A 21,250-nucleotide genomic window follows, 5' to 3' on the forward strand; every position below is an offset into this window, starting at 1 on the left:
AATGGAACTGATCCTGCTGGAAAAAGTCGCTAACCTGGGCAACCTGGGCGACAAAGTAAAGGTTAAGGCTGGTTACGGCCGTAACTTCCTGCTGCCATTCGGCAAGGCCACCGTTGCCAACGCCGCCAACCTGGCTGCGTTCGAAGAGCGTCGCGCCGAGCTGGAAAAAGCAGCTGCTGACAAGAAAGCTTCGGCTGAAAGCCGCGCTGCCCAACTGGCCGAGCTGGAAGTGACCATCACTGCCACCGCTGGCGACGAAGGCAAGCTGTTCGGTTCGATCGGCACCCACGACATCGCTGACGCCCTGACCGCCTCCGGCGTTGAAGTGGCCAAGGCTGAAGTTCGTCTGCCGAACGGCACCATCCGTCAGGTTGGCGAATACGACGTAGCCGTGCACCTGCACAGCGACGTTGAAGCCACCGTACGCGTGGTCGTCGTAGCTGCCTAAGCTGCGCTGACTGTCTGGCTCCTTGTGGGGCAGGCGGTTAACATCGGGCACGGTCCTGTTTTCGACAGGCCGTGCCCTTTGTCTTTTTCATCCTCCAGAATTCTTTCGTGGCCATGAACGAGATCACCACTTCCGAACAGCTTGACCTGCAAACCGCAGCCCTGAAGGTGCCGCCGCATTCCATCGAGGCCGAACAGGCCGTGCTCGGTGGCCTGATGCTGGACAACAACGCCTGGGAGCGGGTGCTGGACCAGGTATCGGATGGCGACTTCTACCGGCATGACCACCGCCTGATCTTCCGTGCCGTGCACAAGTTGGCCGACGCCAACCAGCCATTCGACGTGGTGACCCTGCACGAGCAGTTGGACAAGGAAGGCCTTTCTTCGCAAGTCGGTGGGTTGGCGTACCTGGCCGAGCTGGCCAAGAACACCCCGTCGGTGGCCAACATCAAGGCCTACGCCGCGATCATTCGCGAGCGCGCCACCCTGCGCCAGCTGATCAGCATCAGTACCGATATCGCCGACAACGCGTTCAACCCGCAAGGGCGCAACGCCGAAGAAATTCTCGACGACGCCGAGCGGCAGATCTTCCAGATTGCCGAGGCTCGCCCGAAAACCGGCGGCCCGGTGGGGGTCAACGAACTGTTGACCATGGCCATCGACCGCATCGACACGCTGTTCAACTCCGACAGTGACATCACCGGCGTATCGACCGGTTTCACCGACCTCGACGAGAAGACCAGCGGCCTGCAGCCAGCCGACCTGATCATCGTCGCCGGCCGACCGTCGATGGGTAAGACCACTTTCGCCATGAACCTGGTGGAAAACGCCGTACTGCGTACCGACAAGGCGGTACTGGTGTTCTCCCTCGAGATGCCAGGTGAATCGCTGATCATGCGTATGCTCTCGTCCCTTGGCCGTATCGACCAGACCAAGGTGCGTTCCGGCCAGCTGGACGACGATGACTGGCCGCGCCTGACCTCGGCTGTGAACCTGCTCAACGACCGCAAGCTTTTCATCGACGATACTGCCGGTATCAGCCCCTCTGAAATGCGCGCGCGTACCCGTCGCCTGGCCCGCGAGCACGGCGAAATCGCCATGATCATGGTCGACTACCTGCAGCTGATGCAGATCCCGGGTTCGGCCGGTGACAACCGGACCAACGAGATTTCCGAGATCTCCCGCTCGCTCAAGGCTTTGGCCAAGGAATTCAACTGCCCGGTCATAGCCCTGTCGCAGCTGAACCGCTCCCTGGAACAGCGCCCGAACAAACGCCCGGTGAACTCTGACTTGCGTGAATCCGGTGCGATCGAGCAGGACGCCGACGTGATCATGTTCGTCTACCGCGATGAGGTGTACCACCCTGAGACCGAGCACAAGGGCGTGGCGGAAATCATCATCGGTAAGCAGCGTAACGGCCCCATCGGCTTCGTGCGCCTGGCGTTCATCGGCAAGTACACCCGCTTCGAGAACCTTGCGCCGGGCATGTACAACTTCGACGACGACGAATAAGCCACCGGCCTCATCGCCGGCCAGCCATGAATCCGACAACCATCGTCGGATTTGGTCAAAATTTGTGCTATATTCCGCGCCCGCGATTTCCCTGCACACCAGAACCGGTCACTGACATGCAAGCAGCCAAACCACTCTACGACTATCCCAAGTACTGGGCCGAATGCTTCGGGCCAGCACCTTTCCTGCCGATGAGCAGGGAGGAGATGGATCTGCTCGGCTGGGATTCCTGCGACATCATCATCGTGACCGGTGATGCCTACGTCGACCACCCGTCGTTCGGCATGGCCATCATCGGCCGCCTGCTGGAGGCACAGGGCTTCCGCGTGGGCATCATCGCCCAGCCGAACTGGCAGTCGAAAGACGACTTCATGAAGCTCGGCGAACCGAACCTGTTCTTCGGTGTGGCCGCGGGCAACATGGACTCGATGATCAACCGCTACACCGCGGACAAGAAGATCCGCTCCGACGACGCCTACACCCCTGGTGGCCTGGCCGGCAAGCGTCCGGACCGTGCCAGCCTGGTGTACAGCCAGCGCTGCAAGGAAGCCTACAAGCACGTGCCGATCGTACTGGGCGGCATCGAGGCTTCGCTGCGCCGCATCGCCCACTACGACTACTGGCAGGACAAGGTCCGCCACTCGATCCTTATCGACGCCAGCGCCGACATCCTGCTGTTCGGCAACGCCGAGCGCGCGGTGGTCGAGGTGGCTCAGCGCCTGTCCAACGGCGAGAAGATCGAGACCATCACCGATGTGCGCGGCACTGCTTTCGTGCGTCGCGACACGCCTCAGGGCTGGTACGAGATCGATTCGACCCGCATCGACCGCCCGGGCCGCGTCGACAAGATCATCAACCCGTACGTGAATACCCAGGACACCCAGGCCTGTGCCATCGAGCAGGCCAAGGGCGACCAGGAGGACCCGAACGAAGCCAAGGTCGTACAGATTCTCGACAGCCCGAGCATGACCCGGGAAAAGTCGGTGATCCGCCTGCCGTCGTTCGAAAAGGTGCGTAACGACCCGGTACTCTATGCCCATGCCAACCGGGTGCTGCACCTGGAGACCAACCCGGGCAACGCCCGCGCCCTGGTACAGAAGCATGGCGAAGTGGATGTGTGGTTCAACCCGCCACCCATCCCCATGAGCACCGAGGAAATGGACTACGTGTTCGGCATGCCCTATGCCCGTGTGCCGCACCCGGCCTACGGCAAGGAGCGCATTCCGGCCTACGAGATGATCCGCTTCTCGGTGAACATCATGCGTGGCTGCTTCGGTGGCTGCACCTTCTGCTCGATCACCGAGCACGAAGGCCGCATCATCCAGAACCGCTCGCACGAGTCGATCCTGCACGAAATCGAAGAGATGCGTGACAAGGTGCCGGGCTTCACCGGCGTGGTCTCCGACCTTGGCGGCCCGACTGCCAACATGTACCGCATCGCCTGCAAGAGCCATGACATCGAGAAGCACTGCCGCAAGCCGTCGTGCGTATTCCCGGGCATCTGCGAAAACCTCAACACCGACCACAGCTCGCTGATCGAGCTGTACCGCAAGGCTCGTGCCCTGCCGGGTGTGAAGAAGATCCTGATTGCCTCTGGCCTGCGTTATGACCTGGCGGTGGAGTCGCCGGAGTACGTCAAGGAGCTGGTCACCCACCATGTCGGTGGTTACCTGAAGATTGCCCCTGAGCACACCGAGCGTGGCCCGCTGGACAAGATGATGAAGCCGGGTATTGGCACCTATGACCGCTTCAAGCGCATGTTCGAGAAGTTCTCGAAAGAGGCGGGCAAGGAGCAGTATCTGATCCCGTACTTCATCGCCGCCCACCCAGGCACCACCGACGAAGACATGATGAACCTGGCCCTGTGGCTGAAGGGCAACGGCTTCCGTGCCGACCAGGTGCAGGCGTTTTACCCGTCGCCGATGGCTTCGGCCACGGCCATGTACCACTCGGGCAAGAACCCGCTGCGCAAGGTGACCTACAAGAGCGAAGGTGTGGAGATCGTCAAGAGCGAGGAGCAGCGTCGTCTGCACAAGGCGTTCTTGCGTTACCACGATCCGAAGGGCTGGCCGATGCTGCGTGAGGCGCTGCAGCGCATGGGCCGTGCCGACCTGATCGGGCCGGGCAAGCACCAGCTGATCCCGCTGCACCAGCCGCAGACCGATACCTACCAGAGTGCGCGCCGCAAGAACTCGACCCCGGCGGGTAGCCACAAGGTGGGCAAGGAGCAGAAGGTCCTTACCCAGCACACCGGCCTGCCGCCGCGTGGCAGTGATGGCAGCAAACCGTGGGACAAGCGTGAAAAAGCCAAGGCCGAAGCGTTTGCGCGTAACCAGCAGGCGGCCAAGGAGCGCAAGGAAGCGGCCAAGGGTGGCAAAGGCAACAAGAAGCCGCGTCAGCCAGTGATCCCGCGTTAACTGGGCGATTCTTGGGGCTGCTTTGCAGCCCATCGCGACACAAGGCCGCTCCTACAATGACCGTGCAAACCCGACAATTCCGGGGGGGCTCGCGGTCGGTGTAGGAGCGGCCTTGTGTCGCGATGGACCGCAAAGCGGTCCTAAAAATCTCAGCTTCAGTCAGGCTTCTTGTCGACCCACTTCGGCGCCACCGGCGCAACAAAGCTGTCCATCCCGTCCAGCAGCTCATCGGGCTGCTGCCCCAGCAGCAACATCGCCCGATGCTGCTGCCGCACGAAGCCTTCTTCGACGATATGGTCGAGGAACCCGCCCAGCTTCTCGTAGAAACCGTTCACATCCAGTAGCCCCAGCGGCTTGGCGTGATAGCCCAATTGCCCCCAGGTCCATACCTCGAACAACTCCTCCAGCGTACCCAGCCCACCGGGCAGGGCGATAAAGGCGTCGCTCAGTTCGGCCATGCGTGCCTTGCGCGCGTGCATGCCGTCGACCACTTCCAGGCGGCTGAGGCCCTTGTGGCCGATTTCGGCATTCATCAGGCTCTCGGGGATGATTCCGATCACTTCGCCACCGGCCGCCATGGCCGCGTCAGCGACGGTGCCCATCAGGCCAACTGCGCCGCCGCCATAGACCAGGGTCAGGCCGCGACGGGCTATCGCCTGGCCCAGCGCGATGGCCGCTTCACGGTAAGCGGGGTTGGCACCAATGCTGGCGCCGCAGAACACACAAACGGAACGTACGGGCATTGCTCATCTCCAGTCACTCAGGCTGACAGGGTAAGGCCCATGTCCTACAGTTCCAAGGCTGGTTTCACTCCGGTCGGGAGAATTCGCAGATGGCGCCGGTCGCTCCATGGGCGTAGGCCGCCAGCAGGCTGTTCATCAGGCTACCAAGGGTCATTTCGTATTGCTCCTAAATGAGAGGTTGTCCCATCGTCCAATAAAAGGGCATGATGTGCCCTTGAATTGGTTGTATACAATCCATTGAACAATTCTACTGGCTGGCCTCTTGACAGCCCCTTGACCCATATCAGCAAGGGGCTGAACGGTTTCAGGCAGTCTCGCAATTGATAAAACCCTGCCAAGGAGATTCATGATGTTTGCGAAAGCTGTAGCGGTATCCCTGCTGACCCTCGCCAGCGCTTCTGTCTTCGCAGCCGAGTGCTCGGTGACTGTCGACTCCACCGACCAGATGTCCTACAACACCAAGGAAATCACCGTCGACAAGAGCTGCAAGGAATTCACCGTCAAACTGACCCACTCCGGTAACCTGCCGAAGAACGTCATGGGCCACAACCTGGTGATCAGCAAGACTGCCGACATGCAGGGCATTGCCACCGAAGGCATGAGCCAGGGTCTGGAAAAGGACTACATCAAGGCTGACAACGCCGCGATCATCGCCCACACCAAGATGATTGGTGCTCCTGAGAAGGAGACCGAGGTGAAGTTCGATGCTACCAAGCTGGAAGCCGGTGGCGACTACAGCTTCTTCTGCACCTTCCCGGGCCACATCTCGATGATGAAGGGCAAGGTCGTCGTCAAGTAATCAAATGCTGACGGTGAACCCTGTGGGAGCGGGTTCGGCGCCCCGATGAACCCGCTCCCACAGGTCTTTCTACAGCCTGATCAAGGGGCGAACGGCAGTTCGCGCTTGTGCTGGGTCTTGCGGTAGGTAGCGACGATGATATCGAACGCTTCCTGGTCAACCGGCTGCCCATGCAGGAAGGCATCGATCTGCTGGTAGGTCACGCCATGGGAGGCTTCGTCCGGCTTGCCCGGTGCCAGGTCTTCCAGGTCCGCAGTCGGCACCTTCTCCACCAGTGACTCCGGCGCACCGAAGCTGCGCGCAATCGCCCGCACCTGGTTCTTCACCAGCCCGCTCAGCGGCGCCAGGTCGCAGGCACCATCACCGAACTTGGTAAAGAAGCCCATCACTGCCTCGGCGGCGTGGTCGGTGCCGATCACCAGGCCTGCGCGGGCACCGGCGATGGTGTACTGGGCGACCATGCGGGTGCGTGCCTTGACGTTGCCGACCACGAAGTCCACCAGCGTCGGCGAGCCGTTCTTCAACTCCACCACTTCAGCCGCAAGCGCCCGTACTGCCGGGGCGATATCCACGGTGTGCACTTCGTCGGCCTTGATCACTTCCAGGCACGCCTGGGCGTCATGCTCGTCATGCTGGACCTGGTACGGCAGGCGTACGGCGATGAAGGTGTAGGCCTTGTCACCGGTTTCGGCGCGCAGCTCGTTGATGGCGCGCTGAGCGAGCAGGGCGGCGGTCAGTGAGTCGACGCCGCCGCTGATGCCCAGCACCAGGGTCTTGAGCCGGGCGTTGGCCAGGCAATCCTTGATGAACGCCACGCGCCGGGCGACTTCGGCCTCGAGCGCGGCGGCGTCGGCGAACGGCGGCTGTACCTTCAGCGCCTGGGCAATCTCTTGCTGAACCGCTTGCATGGGTTACTCCTTGCTGGGGACTTTGAATACATGGCGCATGTAGGCGACGAAGTTCTCGTCGCGGCATTGGGTCTTGGCGGCTTCGTCCGAGATCTTGGCTACCGGTGCGCCGTTGCAGTCGGTCATTTTAAGCACGATGCTCATCGGGGCCACACCCGGGATGTCACAAGTCAGGTTGGTGCCGATGCCAAAGCTGACGTTGATGCGACCGCGCAGGGCTCGGAAGATTTCCAGCGAGCGGGTCAGGTTGAGACCGTCGGAAAACACCAGGGTCTTGGTCATCGGGTCGATACCCAGTTTCTGGTAATGGGCAATGGCTTTTTCCGCCCAGGCCACCGGTTCGCCCGAGTCGTGGCGCAGGCCGTCGAACAGCTTGGCGAAGTACAGGTCGAAATCGCCAAGGAAGGCATCCATGGTGATGCAGTCGGTCAGGGCGATACCGAGCAGGCCGCGGTACTCGCGCACCCAGCAGTCCAGCGCGGCGATCTGGCTGTCGATCAGTCGCGGGCCGAGTTGCTGGTGGGCCATGATCCATTCATGAGCCATGGTACCCAGCGGCTTGATATCCAGTTTCCATGCCAGGTCGACGTTGCTGGTACCGACGAAGCGGCCCGGGAAATCGTCGCGCAGCACGCGCACCACTTCTTCCTGCACGCGGCTGGAAAAGCGCCGGCGGGTGCCGAAGTCGGCCACCTGCAGTTCGGCCAGTTCATCTTCGTTGGCATGCGCGCGCAGCCAGTCGAACTTGCGGTATAGCTGGTCGCGGGCCTCGGCCAGGCGCATGCGCGGGTGCAGGTGGCGGTTGCGCACTTCGCTGATGATCGCCAGCAGCGGCACTTCGAACAGGATCACATGCAGCCATGGACCTTTCAGGCGCAGGAACAGCTGGTCGTTTTCTATCCCCAGGCGTACGTAGCGCAGGTTGAAGCGGAACAGGCGCAGAAAGCGCAGGAAATCTGGCTTGAGAAAGCTGATGCGTTCGAGAAAGGCCAGCTGGCCATCATCCAGGGTGAGGTCGCTGAGCAGTTCTAGCTGGTTGCGGATCTCGCCGAGGTATGGGCGCAGGTCCTCGCCGTTGCGACAGCGGAATTCCCATTCGACGTCGGCATCCGGGTAGTTGTGCAGCACGCCCTGCATCATGGTGAGTTTGTAGAAGTCGGTGTCGAGCAGGTTGTGCACGATGCGCTCGGCGAATGCGCTCTCGCTCATCAATGGGGCTCCGGAAGCGGCGAATGGCGGACATTGTGCCAGCCTTTTTGGCCTTGTTGTGCCTGTTACGGCCTTATCGACGGCAAGCCAGCTCCCACAAGTAACCCACAGGGCCGGAATTTGCAGTGTTCCTGTAGGAGCTGGCTTGCCGGCGATAGGGCCGGAACTGCCAAAACAGAGGTGTTTTTTCGTGCACCAGCTAGCCTTGAAACGGTGCCGCCTGTAGCAGTCGCGCACCAGCTGTGTGCAGTTCGGTGACGTCCGCTGTTACAGGGTGGTTGCACGTAAACACTTGCCAGGGTTGCAATGATGGCACTCGACGGTTGCTCCTTGTCTGTACGTCTGGTGGCGCCTGCCGCGTGGCAGACGGTTGCACGCTCAATAAAGAAAAGGCCGTCGGTCGCCTGCAGGCAACCTGCGCAGTGTGTTTTGCCGGAAGACAAAACCTATGGCACGGCCCTTGCTCTGAGCACAGGGCTGAGAAGTTGTAGTGCCAACCAAAAAAACTCTAGGAGCACCACCTCATGTCGCAGACGTTTTACAAGAAAGGTTTCCTGGCTCTGGCCGTAGCTACGGCACTGGGTGTTTCTTCGTATGTTCAGGCCGACGTCAAGATCGGTGTAGCGGGCCCGATGACCGGGGCTAACGCAGCGTTTGGCGAGCAGTACATGAAAGGTGCGCAGGCAGCGGCCGACAAGATCAACGCCGCCGGTGGCGTGAATGGCGAGAAAATCGTGCTGGTCAAGGGCGATGACGCCTGCGAGCCGAAACAGGCCGTGGCCGTGGCCAACCGCCTGGTCGATCAGGACAAGGTGATTGGCGTGGTAGGCCACTTCTGTTCTTCCAACACCATCCCGGCCTCCGAGGTGTATGACGAGGCTGGCGTCATCGCCATCACCCCGGGCTCCACCAACCCACAGGTTACCGAGCGCGGTCTGGGCGCCATGTTCCGCATGTGCGGCCGTGACGACCAACAGGGCATCGTCGCCGGCGATTACATCGTCGACGTGCTCAAGGGCAAGAAAGTCGCGGTGCTGCACGACAAGGACACCTACGGCCAAGGCCTGGCCGACGCGACCAAGGCACAGCTGGAAAAACGCGGCGTCAAGCCGGTGCTGTACGAAGGCCTGACCCGCGGCGAGAAGGACTTCAGTGCCGTGGTCACCAAGATCCGTTCCACCGGTGCCGACGTTGTCTACTTCGGCGGCCTGCACCCGGAAGCCGGCCCGCTGGTACGCCAGTTGCGCGAGCAGGGCCTGAAGGACGTCAAGTTCATGTCCGATGACGGCATCGTCACCGACGAACTGGTGTCCACCGCTGGCGGCGCGCAATACGTCGATGGCGTGTACATGACCTTCGGCGCCGACCCGCGCCTGCTCCCGGACAGCAAGGCGGTAGTGGAGGAGTTCCGCAAGGCCGGTACCGAACCTGAAGGCTACACCCTGTACGCCTATGCCTCGCTGCAGGCCCTGGCTGCCGCGTTCAACGGCGCCAAGTCGAACAAGGGCGAGGACGCTGCCAAGTGGCTCAAGGCCAACCCGGTGCAGACCGTCATGGGCGAGAAAAAGTGGGACTCGAAGGGTGACCTGACCGTGTCCGACTACGTGGTCTACCAGTGGGATGCCCAAGGCAAGTACCACCAGCTGGAAAAACAAAAATAACAACGGCCCACGGCCCGGGCGCGTCAGCCCCCGGGCCAAAGCCCCGCGGTACCTGTCTTTATCCGTAGATCTGCACAGTACTGCGCTGCGAGGGCCGCCTGTTCCAGGCCCGCCGTGGTCGGCGCTCGTGCAATCTCAATCAGGTGAGATTGCGTTATGGATGGTATTTTCCTGCAGCAACTGGTCAACGGCCTGACCCTCGGGTCGGTCTATGGCCTGATCGCCATCGGCTACACAATGGTCTATGGCATCATCGGCATGATCAACTTCGCGCACGGCGAGGTGTACATGATTTCCGCGTACCTCGCGGCGATCAGCCTGGCATTGCTGGCTTATTTCGGTATCGAGTCGTTCCCCCTGTTGATGCTGGGCACCCTGTTGTTCACCATCGTCGTCACCGGCGTGTACGGCTTCACCATCGAACGCATCGCCTACAAACCCCTGCGCAACTCCACCCGCCTGGCACCTCTGATCAGTGCCATCGGCATCTCGCTGATCCTGCAGAACTACGCGCAGATCAGCCAGGGCGCCCGCCAGCAAGGCGTGCCAACCCTGCTGGAAGGCGCCTGGCGTGTCGAAGTGGGCACCGGCTTCGTGCAACTTACCTACACCAAGATCTTCATCCTGGTGGCAGCCTTCGTTGGCATGGGCCTGCTCACCTATGTGATCAAGTACACCAAGCTCGGCCGCATGTGCCGTGCCACCCAGCAAGACCGCAAGATGGCCTCGATCCTGGGCATCAACACCGACCGGGTGATTTCCTACGTGTTCGTCATCGGTGCGGTTATGGCTGCCCTGGCCGGCGTGCTGATCACCATGAACTACGGCACCTTCGACTTCTACGCCGGCTTCATCATCGGCATCAAGGCGTTTACCGCCGCGGTGCTCGGCGGTATCGGCTCGCTGCCAGGCGCCATGCTCGGCGGGATCATCCTGGGCATTTCCGAGTCGCTGTTCTCCGGCCTGATCAACTCCGACTACAAGGACGTGTTCAGCTTCTCGCTGCTAGTGATGATCCTTATCTTCCGCCCACAAGGCCTGCTGGGTCGCCCGCTCGTGGCTAAGGTGTGAACATGTCCATTGCCAAAACTGCCTCTGTTCCTGAAACCAAAAGTTTCGATATCAAACGCAGCCTGCTGGAGACCATCGTCGCCGGCCTGCTGGCACTCATCGTGTTCGGTCCTGTCGTTGGCGTGGTGCTCGACGGCTACACCTTCAACGCCGAGCCGCGGCGTGTGGCCTGGCTGGTTGGCGGGGTGATGCTGGGGCGCTTCCTGCTCAGCCTGTACCTGCAGACGGCCGCCGGCTCGCGCATGCTCCAGGGCTTCGAAAGCGGTGGCTCGGGAGTGCATGTGCGCGCGCCGAACTACGTATCGCGGCTGCGCTATATCATCCCGGCGCTGGTGGTGATCGCCATTGTCTTCCCGATCTTCGCCAACAAGTACCTGCTGACCGTCGTCATCCTCGGCCTGATCTACGTGCTGCTGGGCCTGGGGCTGAACATCGTGGTCGGCCTGGCCGGCCTGCTCGACCTGGGCTATGTGGCGTTTTATGCCATCGGCGCATATGGCCTGGCGCTGGGTTATCAGTACCTTGGCCTGGGCTTCTGGAGCGTGCTGCCACTGGCGGCCATAGCTGCGGCGCTGGCGGGGTGCATACTCGGTTTCCCGGTGTTGCGGATGCACGGCGACTACCTGGCGATCGTGACCCTGGGCTTCGGCGAGATCATCCGCCTGGTGCTGAACAACTGGTTGTCGTTCACCGGCGGCCCCAACGGCATGCCGGCACCGGCGCCGACCTTCTTCGGCCTGGAGTTCGGCCGTAGGGCCAAGGACGGTGGGGTACCTATCCACGAGTTCTTCGGCTTCGATTACAACGCCAACCTCAAGTTCGTGTTCATCTACGCGGTGCTGTTCATCGTCGTGCTTGCAGTGCTCTACATCAAGCATCGCCTGACCCGCATGCCGGTCGGCCGTGCCTGGGAAGCGCTACGCGAAGACGAGATCGCCTGCCGCTCGATGGGCCTGAACCACGTACTGGTCAAGCTCTCGGCGTTTACCCTGGGTGCCTCCACCGCCGGCTTGGCCGGGGTGTTCTTTGCCACCTACCAGGGCTTCGTCAACCCGTCGTCGTTCACCTTCTTCGAGTCGGCGCTGATCCTGGCCATCGTCGTGCTCGGTGGTATGGGCTCGACCGTAGGCGTGGTGATTGCCGCCTTCGTGCTGACCGTGGCACCCGAGCTGCTGCGCAGCTTCTCCGAATACCGCGTGCTGCTGTTCGGTGTGTTGATGGTGCTGATGATGATCTGGCGACCGCGTGGGCTGATCCGCATCAGCCGTACCGGTGTGACCCCGCGTAAAGGAGTGGCGCCATGAGCGACGATATCATTCTCTCGGTCGACAACCTGATGATGCAGTTTGGCGGCATCAAGGCGCTCAGCGATGTCAGCCTGAAGGTCCGGCGCAACCAGATCTTCGCCCTGATCGGCCCCAACGGTGCGGGCAAGACCACCGTGTTCAACTGCCTGACCGGGTTCTACAAGGCCAGTGGCGGGCGCATCGAGCTGAACGTGCGCGGTAGCCACACCAACGTCATCCAGCTGCTCGGCGAGCGCTTCCAGGCGGCAGACTTCGTCTCCCCGGCGCGCTTCGCCAACCGCATGTACTACAAGATGTTCGGCGGTACCCACCTGGTCAACCGCGCCGGCCTGGCACGCACCTTCCAGAACATTCGCCTGTTCAAGGAAATGTCGGTGGTGGAGAACCTGCTGGTGGCGCAGCACATGTGGGTCAACCGCAATCTGCTGGCCGGGGTACTCAACACCAAGGCCTACCGCAAGGCCGAGAGCGACGCGCTGGACCACGCGTTCTACTGGCTGGAAGTGGTCGACCTGGTCGATTGCGCCAACCGCCTGGCTGGCGAGTTGTCGTACGGCCAGCAGCGCCGCCTGGAAATCGCCCGGGCCATGTGCACGCGGCCGAAGATCATCTGCCTGGACGAACCGGCGGCTGGCCTGAACCCACAGGAAACCGAGGCCCTCAGCCGCATGATCCGCGTGCTGCGCGACGAGCACGACATTACCGTGGTGCTGATCGAACACGACATGGGCATGGTCATGAGCATTTCCGATCATATCGTGGTGCTCGACCACGGCAACGTGATTGCCGAAGGCGCGCCGCAGGATATCCGCCACAACCCGACGGTGATCGCCGCCTACCTGGGTGCAGATGAAGAGGAACTGGTATGAGTGCACCCATTCTGGAATTGAAGGACCTGGACGTGTTCTACGGCCCTATCCAGGCGCTGAAGAAAGTCTCGATGCACATCAATGAAGGTGAGACGGTCAGCCTGATCGGCGCCAACGGCGCTGGCAAGTCGACCCTGCTGATGTCGATCTTCGGCCAGCCGCGGGCGGCGTCGGGGCATATCGTGTACCGCGGCACCGACATCACTCGCAAGTCGTCGCATTACATTGCCTCCAACGGCATCGCCCAGTCGCCGGAAGGGCGCCGGGTGTTCCCCGACATGACGGTCGAGGAGAACCTGATGATGGGTACCATCCCCATCGGTGACAAGCATGCCGACGAAGACATGCAGCGCATGTACGAGCTGTTCCCGCGCTTGAAAGAGCGGCGTAACCAGAGGGCCATGACCATGTCTGGTGGCGAGCAGCAGATGCTGGCAATTGCCCGCGCGCTGATGAGCCGGCCAAAGTTGTTGCTGCTGGACGAGCCATCGCTGGGGCTGGCGCCGATCGTGGTCAAACAGATCTTCTCGACCTTACGTGAATTGGCCAAGACTGGGATGACCATCTTCCTGGTGGAGCAGAACGCCAACCATGCGCTGAAACTGTCGGACCGGGCTTATGTGATGGTCAACGGGCAGATTCGCATGAGCGGGACGGGTCAGGAGCTGTTGGTCAACGAAGAAGTGCGCAACGCCTATCTCGGCGGGCATTGAGTTGCATTCGGGGGCCGCTTTGCGGCCCATCGCGACACAAGGCCGCTCCTACAGGCAATCTGCGATTCCATGTGGTATCGCGGCCCCTTGTAGGAGCGGCCTTGTGTCGCGATGGGCTGCAAAGCAGCCCGATTCCAAATGTGGACAACTTGTAGCGGGCCTGCCTCCATACACTCCAGCATCCCTTCGCAAGCCCTTGTTTCCACAGGCCCGATCTTTTCCACGGTTAATGTGGAACCGCCTGTGGAAAACATGGTGGCATCTCGCTCAAACCCTTTGATACCAAGCCCTGCAGAGTCATGATCGTTTTTTGATCAATTGCACCTTGTGGATTATTTTCCAAGGTTTTTCAAAGCCCTGCATTCATTCCAGGCGTTGCGAAAAGCCTGTGGATAACCCTGTGAAAAAGCCTTGGACAGACCGCTGCAGACGGCATGCTTGAAAGCCTTGCGCCATCACCGAAAAGATATCCACCGACCATAAGTCGCTGAAAGGGTTCCGTACCGTGGACAAGTTGCCCCCAATCCGTGGGGAAAGCCTTGTGGATAACGTGCGCATAGCTGGTGCCGAGCCGTCTGCTGTAAGGGTTTGCCACATATGATCAAAAAATGAACAGTATCCCGGGCGGGTTGCTGCAAGCACGCGGCGCGGGCATGCTGCAAGACTGCCGATGACAATCCACCGTGAGGAACAGAGCATGACGTCCACCGTATTCATCACTGGCGCGACTTCCGGTTTTGGTGAGGCCACTGCCCGCCGTTTTGCCGAAGCTGGTTGGAAGCTGGTGCTCACTGGCCGCCGCAAGGAGCGCCTGGACGCCCTGTGCGCCGAATTGTCGGCCAAGACCGAAGTACACGGCCTGGTACTCGACGTGCGTGACCGCAAAGCCATGGAGCAGGCCATCGCCAACTTGCCGGCTGGCTTCGACAAGTTGCGCGGCCTGGTCAACAACGCAGGCTTGGCGCTAGGGGTGGACGCGGCGCAGAACTGCAGCCTGGACGACTGGGAAACCATGGTCGACACCAACATCAAGGGCCTGATGTACACCACCCGCTTGCTGCTGCCACGGCTGATCGCCCATGGCCGTGGGGCGTCGATCCTCAACGTAGGTTCAGTGGCGGGCAACTACCCGTACCCAGGCAGCAACGTGTATGGCGGCACCAAGGCCTTCGTCGGCCAGTTCTCGTTGAGCCTGCGCTGCGACCTGCGGGGTACGGGCGTGCGCGTGAGCAATATCGAGCCGGGCCTGTGCGAGAGCGAGTTCTCGCTGGTGCGCTTTGGCGGTGACCAGGCCAAATACGACGCCACCTACGCCGGTGCCGAGCCGATCCAGCCGCAGGACATTGCCGAGACCATCTTCTGGATCCTCAACCAGCCGGCGCATATCAATATCAACAGCCTCGAGCTGATGCCGGTGAGCCAGGACTGGGCAGGGTTCTCGATCGACCGGTCGGCCAAGGCCTGATCAAAAGGCGGGGCCGCTTTGCGGCCCATTCGCAGCACAAGGCTGCTCCTACAGGATTGGCACTGGTTTCAGGTGCGCCGCTTTCCCTGTAGGAGCAGCCTTGTGCTGCGAAAGCGTCAGCCCAGGCGCTGCAACCCTTCCAGGCAAGTCGCCAAGTGGTAGGGAGTAGTCGAAGGCATATCATGCCGGCTGACACTGCCTTGCCCATCCCGGCACTCATACCAGCCCGCCTCACGCAGGAACCGCGTTTCCAGAGCCTGCAACTGCCCGGCAAGCTTGCTCTCGCCCCCTGTCCGCAACACCAGCGCCCGCAGGTATTCCGCCTGTGCCCAGATCCGCTGGGTGGCGTCGAGCACCCGGCCATCCACATCCAGCATCGCCAGCACAGCGGCATCCTTCACCCCGTATTGCTCGGCGTAGCCGAAAGCCCGGTCGATGGACGCATGCAGCGGCGTATCTCGCAGCAGTGGCGAGGTATGCAGGAGGTAGAACCACTCGAACTGGTGCCCCGGCTCGAACCAGTTATCCACAGTGCCGCGTGGCTTTTCCAGCATCAGGCCGTGGGCGGGGTCGATGAAGTGTTCCTGCAGCGCGTCGCACAGGTGCAGCAACGACTGCTGGGCATGCTTGTCGTCACGCACCGCCAGCACCTGCAGGAAGGCTTCGGCCAGGTGCATCTGCGGGTTTTGCAGCGGGCCGCTGCCAAGGTCTGCCCAGTCTTCAGCGAGGCTGGCTTCGTACAGGCCGTCGTCGCGGGCGAACTGCTGGTCGATGATGTCCAGCGCGGCGTTCAGCGTGGACTCCACCAGGTTTTCACGCACCTTGCCCCAGTAGTGCGCACAGGCGAAGACGATGAACGCGTGGGTGTAGAGGTCCTTGCGTCGGTCCAGCGGTTTGCCCTGGGCGTCGATGCTATAGAACCAGCCGCCGTGTTCGGCGTCGTGGAAGTGCTTCTGCAGCGAGCGGAACAAGGCGGCCGCACGCTCGGCTGCACCCGGTTGCCCGATGCGGCTGCTGAACAGGTAAAGCTGCCTTGCGCAGGCCATGGCCCGGTAGCGCTGCACCGGCAATGGCTGGTGCTGGGCATCCAGTGCCTCGTAAGGCAGGGCCATGTCGGCGTTCCAGCCCGGGCCTTGCCACAACGGCACGATGCGTTCGGCGAAGTGCTGGTTGAAGCGGGCCAGTTCGGGCAGGGTGGGGCGGGGGTCGGACATTTCGGCGCTCGTCGCTGTCGGGCAGGGCGCCATGGTAGCAGAACTGGGTTGTGGGTAGCCTGTGCCAGCCTCTTCGCGGGCACAGGCTACCGATCAGCCCGGGTTGCCAAGCCCCTGCCAATGCCGCGCCCCTACGAAGATGAAGCGCAACTGCTGGGTGATCTTTTCCTGGGGCGTCAACGCCTGTGGATAACCCGCTTCGGGGCTGTCGATAAGCTCTGGCAGGGTGGCGAACACGGTTTTCACCACCAGGTCGGCCATCACCGCCAGCGCGGCGCTGTCCAGGTGCTGCCAGCGCTTCATCCGCGCCAGGTCGGTGGCCAGGTCGTCGCTGATGTCCTGGCGCAAGCGGGCAATGGCCTGGCGTACGGCCTGTGAACCGCCGTACTGCTCACGGGCGAGGAACAGGAACTGCGCACGGTGGGCGGCGACCACATCGAGAAAGATGCGCACCGAGGCGTCGGTGATGCCGCCCAGTTCGAATTCGTTCTGGCGCACCAGGCGGATGGTCTGGCGGAAGGTAGTGTCGACCTCGGCAACCAGGGCCAGGCCCAGGGCGTCCATGTCGGAAAAATGCCGGTAGAAGCCGGTGGGTACGATGCCGGCCGTCTTTGCCACTTCGCGCAGGCTGATACTGCCGAAACCACGGCCACTCTCCATGAGCTGGCAGGCAGCATCGAGTAGGGCCTGGCGGGTCTGTAGCTTCTGTTCGGCGCGCGGCAGCATGGTGCGGGTTTCTATGGCGGTAAGGCAGGGCACTCTAGTGAAAAAAACAAAGCCCGGTCAATGGACCGGGCCTGGAGGGGAGCTGGCGTTGTGACATAGATTGTTCTTTTCGGTCATGGCGATCAGCTCACACGGCTGATTTCAACCAGGCGATCGGAACCACCCTCGGCAACACGGCCAGTACGTTCGATCAGGCGATCGGAACCACCCTCGGCAACGCGGCCAGTACGTTCGATCAGGCGATCGGAACCACCCTCGGCAACGCGGCCAGTACGTTCGATCAGGCGATCGGAGCCACCCTCGGCAACGCGGCCAGTACGTTCGATCAGGCGATCGGAGCCACCCTCGGCAACGCGGCCAGTACGTTCGATCAGGCGATCGGAGCCACCTTCGGCAACGCGGCCACTACGTTCGATCAGGCGATCGGAGCCACCTTCGGCAACGCGGCCACTACGTTCGATCAGGCGATCGGAGCCACCTTCGGCAACGCGGGCACTACGTTCGATCAGGCGATCAGCACCACCTTCAGCAACGGTCTTCAGCGGCTGGGCGATTTCAGCAGCGCTGGAGCGCGATTCGGCGGTCAGGTGTTGCTCGTCGGCTGGCAGGGCAAAAGCGTTGGCAGCCAGGATGGACAGGGTCAGGGTCAGCAGATGGCGTTTCATGATTTCGGTGCTCCTCTCGGGGGCTGGAAAGTGGGTACGGAGCCAATGCTACGCCGCGTAACGCCAGAGAGAAGTTCATACGGGTAATGGTAACAATCGACCGTATTGATAGAGATTTGAAACTGCTCTAGAAAGCACTTTACAGGCCGTTAGATGGCAATTTGATGGTGCTTTTTGCAGGTAACACGCACGGTCTGGCGCGACGATTTGCTGAGCAAAAGGCCAGGAAAAACTTCGCTATCATGGCGCCATCGATAAAACCCCACGGGTTTTCATCAGTCCGAGATATTGAGTGCCACCGCTGCACCTGTTCTGTGCCATACCGCAAGGAGAATCACGCAATGACGCGTCCCGCCAGAATCCTCGTCTGGACCTTCACCAGCCTGCTGACCCTGCTGGCGATCCTGGTGGTGGTGATTGCCACCTTCGACTGGAACCGCGTCAAGCCCCTGCTCAACGAGAAAGTCTCCGAGGCCCTGCAGCGGCCCTTCGCGATCAATGGCAACCTTGCCGTGGACTGGCGCACCGAACCAGAAGAGGGGGGCTGGCGTGCCTGGGTGCCCTGGCCGCACTTCATTGCCGAAGACCTGACCCTGGGCAACCCCGAGTGGCTCAAGGAACCGAAGATGGTCGGCCTGGAGCGCGTGGCGTTCCGCCTGGCGCCGCTGCCGCTGCTGTTCCAGCAGATCAGCATCCCGCGCATCGACCTGACCAAGCCCACAGCCAGCCTCACCCGCCTGGCCGATGGCCGCGCCAACTGGGCCTTCGACTTCGGCCCCAAGGATGAAAACGCAGAGCCTTCCAAATGGCAGCTGGACATTGGCGCCATCGGCTTCGACCAGGGCAATGTCAGCTTCGATGACCAAACCCTGAAAACCAGCATGAAGGTGCAGATCGACCCGCTGGGCAAGCCTGTCCCGTTCAGCGACATCGTTGGCAAGGCCAGCGCCGAGAAGGCCGGTGCCGCACAGGACTACGCCTTCGGGCTCAAGGCCCAGGGCCGCTACAAAGGCCAGCCAGTGTCCGGCACCGGCAAGATCGGCGGCCTGCTGGCCCTGCAGGACGCCAGCCAGCCGTTCCCGCTGCAGGCTGACGTGCGCATCGCCGACACCCATGTGGTGCTCGCCGGCACCCTGACCGACCCGCGCAACCTAGGTGCCCTCGACCTGCGCCTGCGCCTGTCCGGGGCCAGCCTGGGCAACCTCTACCCGCTGACCGGCGTAACCTTGCCCGACACCCCGGCCTACTCCACCGACGGCCACCTCAGCGCCAACCTGCACGCGGCGCAAGGGGCGACCTTCAACTACCAGGGCTTCAACGGCAAGATCGGTGACAGCGATATCCACGGCGACCTGGCCTTCGTTGCCAGCCAGCCACGGCCCAAGCTGTCCGGCAACCTGGTGTCCAACCAGTTGCTGTTCAAGGACCTGGCGCCGCTGATCGGCGCCGACTCCAACGCCGAGCAGAAGGCCCGTGGGGGTGCCAGCAAACAGCCGGCGGGCAAGGTGCTGCCGGTGGAAGAGTTCCGCACCGAGCGCTGGCGCACGATGGACGCCGACGTCACCTTCGCCGGCAAGCGCATCGTGCACAGCGCGCAACTGCCGTTCAACGACCTGTCGGCCCACGTGATCCTGGAGGACGGCCTGCTGCGCCTGGAGCCCCTGCGTTTTGGCGTGGCTGGCGGCAACCTGGCTTCCAGAATCCGCCTGGATGGGCGCAACGTACCGTTGCAGGGGCGTGCCCGGCTGACGGCGCGGGGCTTCAAGCTCAAGCAGTTGTTCCCCTCCTTTGCGCCGATGCAGACCAGCTTCGGTGAGTTGAATGGCGATGCCGATATCACTGGCCGGGGCAACTCGGTGGCCGCCTTGCTGGGCACGGCCAATGGCGACCTGCGCATGCTGATCAACGATGGTGCCATCAGCCGCAGCCTGATGGAGATTGCCGGGTTGAACGTGGGCAACTATGTGGTCGGCAAGCTGTTTGGCGATGAGGATGTGAAGATCAACTGCGCGGCGGCTGACGTGGGTATCAAGGATGGCCTGGCGACCACGCGCCTGTTCATCTTCGATACCGAGAACGCGATCATCTACATCAACGGCACGGCCAATTTCGCCACGGAGCAGCTGGACCTGAAAATTACCCCCGAATCGAAAGGGTTGCGGCTGTTCTCGCTGCGTTCGCCGCTGTATGTGCGCGGGCCGTTCGCCAAGCCCAGTGCCGGGGTGCAGGCGGTGCCGCTGGCATTGCGCGGAGCGGGAATGGTGGCGTTGGGCGTGGTTGCCGGGCCGGCGGCGGGGTTGCTGGCGCTGATTGCGCCTAGCAGCGGGGATGATCCCAACCAGTGCACGCCGCTGTTGCAGCAGATGAAGGCGGGCAAGGCGCCGGCGGTGGTGAAAGAGCGGAAATAGCAGGGGGCCGCTTCGCGGCCCATCGCGACACAAGGGCGCTCCTACAGGGAATCGCGCAAATCTGCCGAGACGTGATCCCTCTGTAGGAGCGGCCTTGTGTCGCGATGGGGCGCAAAGCGCCCCCAGCAATTACAAGCCTTGCAACAGGTCGGACATATCGTCCGCGTGCTCTTCTTCCTGCGCGAGGATGTCTTCAAAAATCCGCCGCGTAGTCGGGTCTTTATCCCCAATGTACCGAATGATCTCGCGATAGCTATCGATGGCGATCCGCTCCGCCACCAGGTCTTCCAGCACCATCTCTTTCAATGAAGTGCCCGCCACATATTGGGCATGGGACCGCTTGCTCAGGTTGTCCGGGTTGAAATCCGGCTCTCCACCTAACTGCACGATCCGTTCGGCAAGCTTGTCGGCGTGCTCGGCTTCCTGATTGGCATGCTCGAGGAATTCATCGGCAGCCACGCTGGCCTTGATGCCGCTGGCCATGAAGTAGTGACGCTTGTAGCGCAGCACGCAGACCAGTTCGGTGGCCAGTGAATCATTGAGCAGGCGCAGGATCTGTTGGCGATCAGCATCGTAACCCTCGGTCACCGCGCCTTGCTCGACATGCTGACGGGCACGTTCGCGCAGGGTTTGTACATCGGTCAGTTCATTCGCATTCATGTTCATCTCCTGGAACATCAGGGTGGTCATGGATATGGCCTGGAAGGCTTAGGCGCCGTGGACGGCGTCGCTGTCTTCTTCGCGTTGTTTGCAAGTCTTGAAGCCCTTGGCGTCGACATGGCCGGTGGCGTCGAAGCGCACGTAGTAGGGCTGCTGGTGGCCATCGTGGTTGAGGATGTAGTCGTTGCAGGTGCCGCCATGGGGGAGGTCGATGACGTTGGACGGACTGCCGCCGATGGCGATGACTTTCTGCATGGTCATGCCTTTTTCCACCTGCTTGACCAGCGGTTCGTCGCGGTAGGTGACGTAGTCCACCGGGTTTTCCGGGCGGCTGCCGCAGGCGACGAGGGTGGCGCTTGCCAGAAGGATTGCCAGGGTCTGCTTGTACATGGTCCCGCTCCTTGCAAAGGGTCTGTGTGGTTTGGAACCGCAGCGCGCGCCGGGAGTTCGATTGCG

At 61.9% G+C, this 21,250-nt stretch carries 19 protein-coding genes; 11 read left to right on the forward strand and 8 right to left on the reverse strand.

Features of this window, described 5'->3' with window-relative positions:
• The first annotated feature begins 1 nt into the window (after window position 1).
• From rplI to IMX18_RS00230, 3 genes are all read left to right on the forward strand, one after another.
• Complete coding sequence (gene rplI / locus IMX18_RS00220; protein ID WP_003249568.1) at window positions 2-448, forward strand: 50S ribosomal protein L9; 447 nt, start codon at window positions 2-4, stop codon at window positions 446-448.
• A 113-nt stretch (window positions 449-561) separates the two neighbouring features.
• Entirely contained in the window at window positions 562-1,959 is a 1,398-nt protein-coding gene (dnaB, locus tag IMX18_RS00225; protein ID WP_015271992.1) for a replicative DNA helicase, read from the forward strand.
• Window positions 1,960-2,075: 116 nt separating this feature from the next.
• Window positions 2,076-4,376, forward strand: coding sequence for a YgiQ family radical SAM protein (locus IMX18_RS00230; protein ID WP_013974417.1), 2,301 nt, complete (start codon window positions 2,076-2,078; stop codon window positions 4,374-4,376).
• A gap of 155 nt (window positions 4,377-4,531) precedes the next feature.
• On the opposite strand, the gene IMX18_RS00235 is transcribed toward IMX18_RS00230, so the two are convergent.
• Window positions 4,532-5,119, reverse strand: a complete 588-nt coding sequence (locus tag IMX18_RS00235; protein ID WP_054572151.1) for a cytokinin riboside 5'-monophosphate phosphoribohydrolase — start codon at window positions 5,117-5,119, stop codon at window positions 4,532-4,534.
• Window positions 5,120-5,468: 349 nt separating this feature from the next.
• On the opposite strand from IMX18_RS00235, the gene azu reads away from it, so the two are divergent.
• A complete protein-coding gene (gene azu / locus IMX18_RS00240) occupies window positions 5,469-5,918 on the forward strand; it encodes an azurin (protein ID WP_015271990.1) in 450 nt (149 codons plus the stop codon).
• 80 nt (window positions 5,919-5,998) lie between these two features.
• Here azu and nadE read toward each other — a convergent pair whose 3' ends face one another.
• Both nadE and pncB read right to left on the reverse strand, forming a co-directional pair.
• Window positions 5,999-6,826 carry an ammonia-dependent NAD(+) synthetase gene (gene nadE, locus IMX18_RS00245; protein ID WP_013974414.1) on the reverse strand — a complete coding sequence of 276 codons (828 nt, stop codon included), beginning with the start codon at window positions 6,824-6,826 and terminating at the stop codon, window positions 5,999-6,001.
• Window positions 6,827-6,829: 3 nt separating this feature from the next.
• Window positions 6,830-8,035: a nicotinate phosphoribosyltransferase gene (pncB, locus tag IMX18_RS00250; RefSeq protein ID WP_015271989.1), complete on the reverse strand. Its 1,206-nt coding sequence runs from the start codon at window positions 8,033-8,035 to the stop codon at window positions 6,830-6,832.
• Between the two features lie 524 nt (window positions 8,036-8,559).
• Here pncB and IMX18_RS00255 point away from each other — a divergent pair.
• From IMX18_RS00255 to IMX18_RS00280, 6 genes are all read left to right on the forward strand, one after another.
• A complete protein-coding gene (locus tag IMX18_RS00255) occupies window positions 8,560-9,696 on the forward strand; it encodes a branched-chain amino acid ABC transporter substrate-binding protein (RefSeq protein ID WP_015271988.1) in 1,137 nt (378 codons plus the stop codon).
• Window positions 9,697-9,852: 156 nt separating this feature from the next.
• Entirely contained in the window at window positions 9,853-10,767 is a 915-nt protein-coding gene (locus tag IMX18_RS00260) for an ABC transporter permease subunit (RefSeq protein ID WP_013974411.1), read from the forward strand.
• Window positions 10,768-10,769: 2 nt separating this feature from the next.
• Window positions 10,770-12,071 carry a high-affinity branched-chain amino acid ABC transporter permease LivM gene (gene livM, locus IMX18_RS00265; protein WP_015271987.1) on the forward strand — a complete coding sequence of 434 codons (1,302 nt, stop codon included), beginning with the start codon at window positions 10,770-10,772 and terminating at the stop codon, window positions 12,069-12,071.
• Window positions 12,068-12,943, forward strand: a complete 876-nt coding sequence (locus IMX18_RS00270) for an ATP-binding cassette domain-containing protein (RefSeq protein WP_010955466.1) — start codon at window positions 12,068-12,070, stop codon at window positions 12,941-12,943. Before livM ends, IMX18_RS00270 begins: the two co-directional genes overlap by 4 nt.
• Window positions 12,940-13,656, forward strand: coding sequence for an ABC transporter ATP-binding protein (locus IMX18_RS00275; RefSeq protein WP_015271986.1), 717 nt, complete (start codon window positions 12,940-12,942; stop codon window positions 13,654-13,656). The genes IMX18_RS00270 and IMX18_RS00275 overlap by 4 nt, the downstream gene beginning before the upstream one ends.
• Before the next feature lie 697 nt (window positions 13,657-14,353).
• Window positions 14,354-15,121, forward strand: a complete 768-nt coding sequence (locus IMX18_RS00280) for an SDR family oxidoreductase (RefSeq protein WP_003259040.1) — start codon at window positions 14,354-14,356, stop codon at window positions 15,119-15,121.
• Window positions 15,122-15,237: 116 nt separating this feature from the next.
• Here the strand turns inward: IMX18_RS00280 and IMX18_RS00285 are convergent, their stop codons facing one another.
• The 3 genes from IMX18_RS00285 to IMX18_RS00295 all read right to left on the reverse strand — a co-directional run bounded on the left by IMX18_RS00285 (window position 15,238) and on the right by IMX18_RS00295 (window position 17,726).
• Window positions 15,238-16,335, reverse strand: coding sequence for an AGE family epimerase/isomerase (locus tag IMX18_RS00285; RefSeq protein ID WP_015271985.1), 1,098 nt, complete (start codon window positions 16,333-16,335; stop codon window positions 15,238-15,240).
• Between the two features lie 93 nt (window positions 16,336-16,428).
• The gene (gene fabR / locus IMX18_RS00290) at window positions 16,429-17,061 is read right to left on the reverse strand and encodes an HTH-type transcriptional repressor FabR (RefSeq protein WP_015271984.1); all 633 of its coding nucleotides are present in this window, start codon (window positions 17,059-17,061) and stop codon (window positions 16,429-16,431) included.
• A 122-nt stretch (window positions 17,062-17,183) separates the two neighbouring features.
• Window positions 17,184-17,726, reverse strand: coding sequence for a phage infection protein (locus tag IMX18_RS00295; RefSeq protein ID WP_085720926.1), 543 nt, complete (start codon window positions 17,724-17,726; stop codon window positions 17,184-17,186).
• A 341-nt stretch (window positions 17,727-18,067) separates the two neighbouring features.
• Here IMX18_RS00295 and IMX18_RS00300 point away from each other — a divergent pair, with 341 nt between their 5' ends.
• Window positions 18,068-20,134 carry an AsmA family protein gene (locus IMX18_RS00300; protein ID WP_085704298.1) on the forward strand — a complete coding sequence of 689 codons (2,067 nt, stop codon included), beginning with the start codon at window positions 18,068-18,070 and terminating at the stop codon, window positions 20,132-20,134.
• Between the two features lie 129 nt (window positions 20,135-20,263).
• On the opposite strand, the gene IMX18_RS00305 is transcribed toward IMX18_RS00300, so the two are convergent.
• A complete protein-coding gene (locus IMX18_RS00305; protein ID WP_015271981.1) occupies window positions 20,264-20,794 on the reverse strand; it encodes a ferritin-like domain-containing protein in 531 nt (176 codons plus the stop codon).
• A 48-nt stretch (window positions 20,795-20,842) separates the two neighbouring features.
• Window positions 20,843-21,184 carry an osmotically-inducible lipoprotein OsmE gene (gene osmE / locus IMX18_RS00310; RefSeq protein ID WP_003258245.1) on the reverse strand — a complete coding sequence of 114 codons (342 nt, stop codon included), beginning with the start codon at window positions 21,182-21,184 and terminating at the stop codon, window positions 20,843-20,845.
• Window positions 21,185-21,250: the final 66 nt, after the last annotated feature.

This window comes from Pseudomonas shirazica, from assembly GCF_015168335.1.
Classification (GTDB): Bacteria; Pseudomonadota; Gammaproteobacteria; order Pseudomonadales; family Pseudomonadaceae; genus Aquipseudomonas; species Aquipseudomonas asiatica.

Bases quoted from the DNA above. Each gene is read 5' to 3' on its own strand.
- rplI (WP_003249568.1), top strand. From the start codon at position 2: ATGGAACTGATCCTGCTGGAAAAAGTCGCTAACCTGGGCAACCTGGGC.
- dnaB (WP_015271992.1), top strand. From the start codon at position 562: ATGAACGAGATCACCACTTCCGAACAGCTTGACCTGCAAACCGCAGCC.
- IMX18_RS00230 (WP_013974417.1), top strand. From the start codon at position 2,076: ATGCAAGCAGCCAAACCACTCTACGACTATCCCAAGTACTGGGCCGAA.
- IMX18_RS00235 (WP_054572151.1), bottom strand. From the start codon at position 5,119: ATGCCCGTACGTTCCGTTTGTGTGTTCTGCGGCGCCAGCATTGGTGCC.
- azu (WP_015271990.1), top strand. From the start codon at position 5,469: ATGTTTGCGAAAGCTGTAGCGGTATCCCTGCTGACCCTCGCCAGCGCT.
- nadE (WP_013974414.1), bottom strand. From the start codon at position 6,826: ATGCAAGCGGTTCAGCAAGAGATTGCCCAGGCGCTGAAGGTACAGCCG.
- pncB (WP_015271989.1), bottom strand. From the start codon at position 8,035: ATGAGCGAGAGCGCATTCGCCGAGCGCATCGTGCACAACCTGCTCGAC.
- IMX18_RS00255 (WP_015271988.1), top strand. From the start codon at position 8,560: ATGTCGCAGACGTTTTACAAGAAAGGTTTCCTGGCTCTGGCCGTAGCT.
- IMX18_RS00260 (WP_013974411.1), top strand. From the start codon at position 9,853: ATGGATGGTATTTTCCTGCAGCAACTGGTCAACGGCCTGACCCTCGGG.
- livM (WP_015271987.1), top strand. From the start codon at position 10,770: ATGTCCATTGCCAAAACTGCCTCTGTTCCTGAAACCAAAAGTTTCGAT.
- IMX18_RS00270 (WP_010955466.1), top strand. From the start codon at position 12,068: ATGAGCGACGATATCATTCTCTCGGTCGACAACCTGATGATGCAGTTT.
- IMX18_RS00275 (WP_015271986.1), top strand. From the start codon at position 12,940: ATGAGTGCACCCATTCTGGAATTGAAGGACCTGGACGTGTTCTACGGC.
- IMX18_RS00280 (WP_003259040.1), top strand. From the start codon at position 14,354: ATGACGTCCACCGTATTCATCACTGGCGCGACTTCCGGTTTTGGTGAG.
- IMX18_RS00285 (WP_015271985.1), bottom strand. From the start codon at position 16,335: ATGTCCGACCCCCGCCCCACCCTGCCCGAACTGGCCCGCTTCAACCAG.
- fabR (WP_015271984.1), bottom strand. From the start codon at position 17,061: ATGCTGCCGCGCGCCGAACAGAAGCTACAGACCCGCCAGGCCCTACTC.
- IMX18_RS00295 (WP_085720926.1), bottom strand. From the start codon at position 17,726: ATGAAACGCCATCTGCTGACCCTGACCCTGTCCATCCTGGCTGCCAAC.
- IMX18_RS00300 (WP_085704298.1), top strand. From the start codon at position 18,068: ATGACGCGTCCCGCCAGAATCCTCGTCTGGACCTTCACCAGCCTGCTG.
- IMX18_RS00305 (WP_015271981.1), bottom strand. From the start codon at position 20,794: ATGAATGCGAATGAACTGACCGATGTACAAACCCTGCGCGAACGTGCC.
- osmE (WP_003258245.1), bottom strand. From the start codon at position 21,184: ATGTACAAGCAGACCCTGGCAATCCTTCTGGCAAGCGCCACCCTCGTC.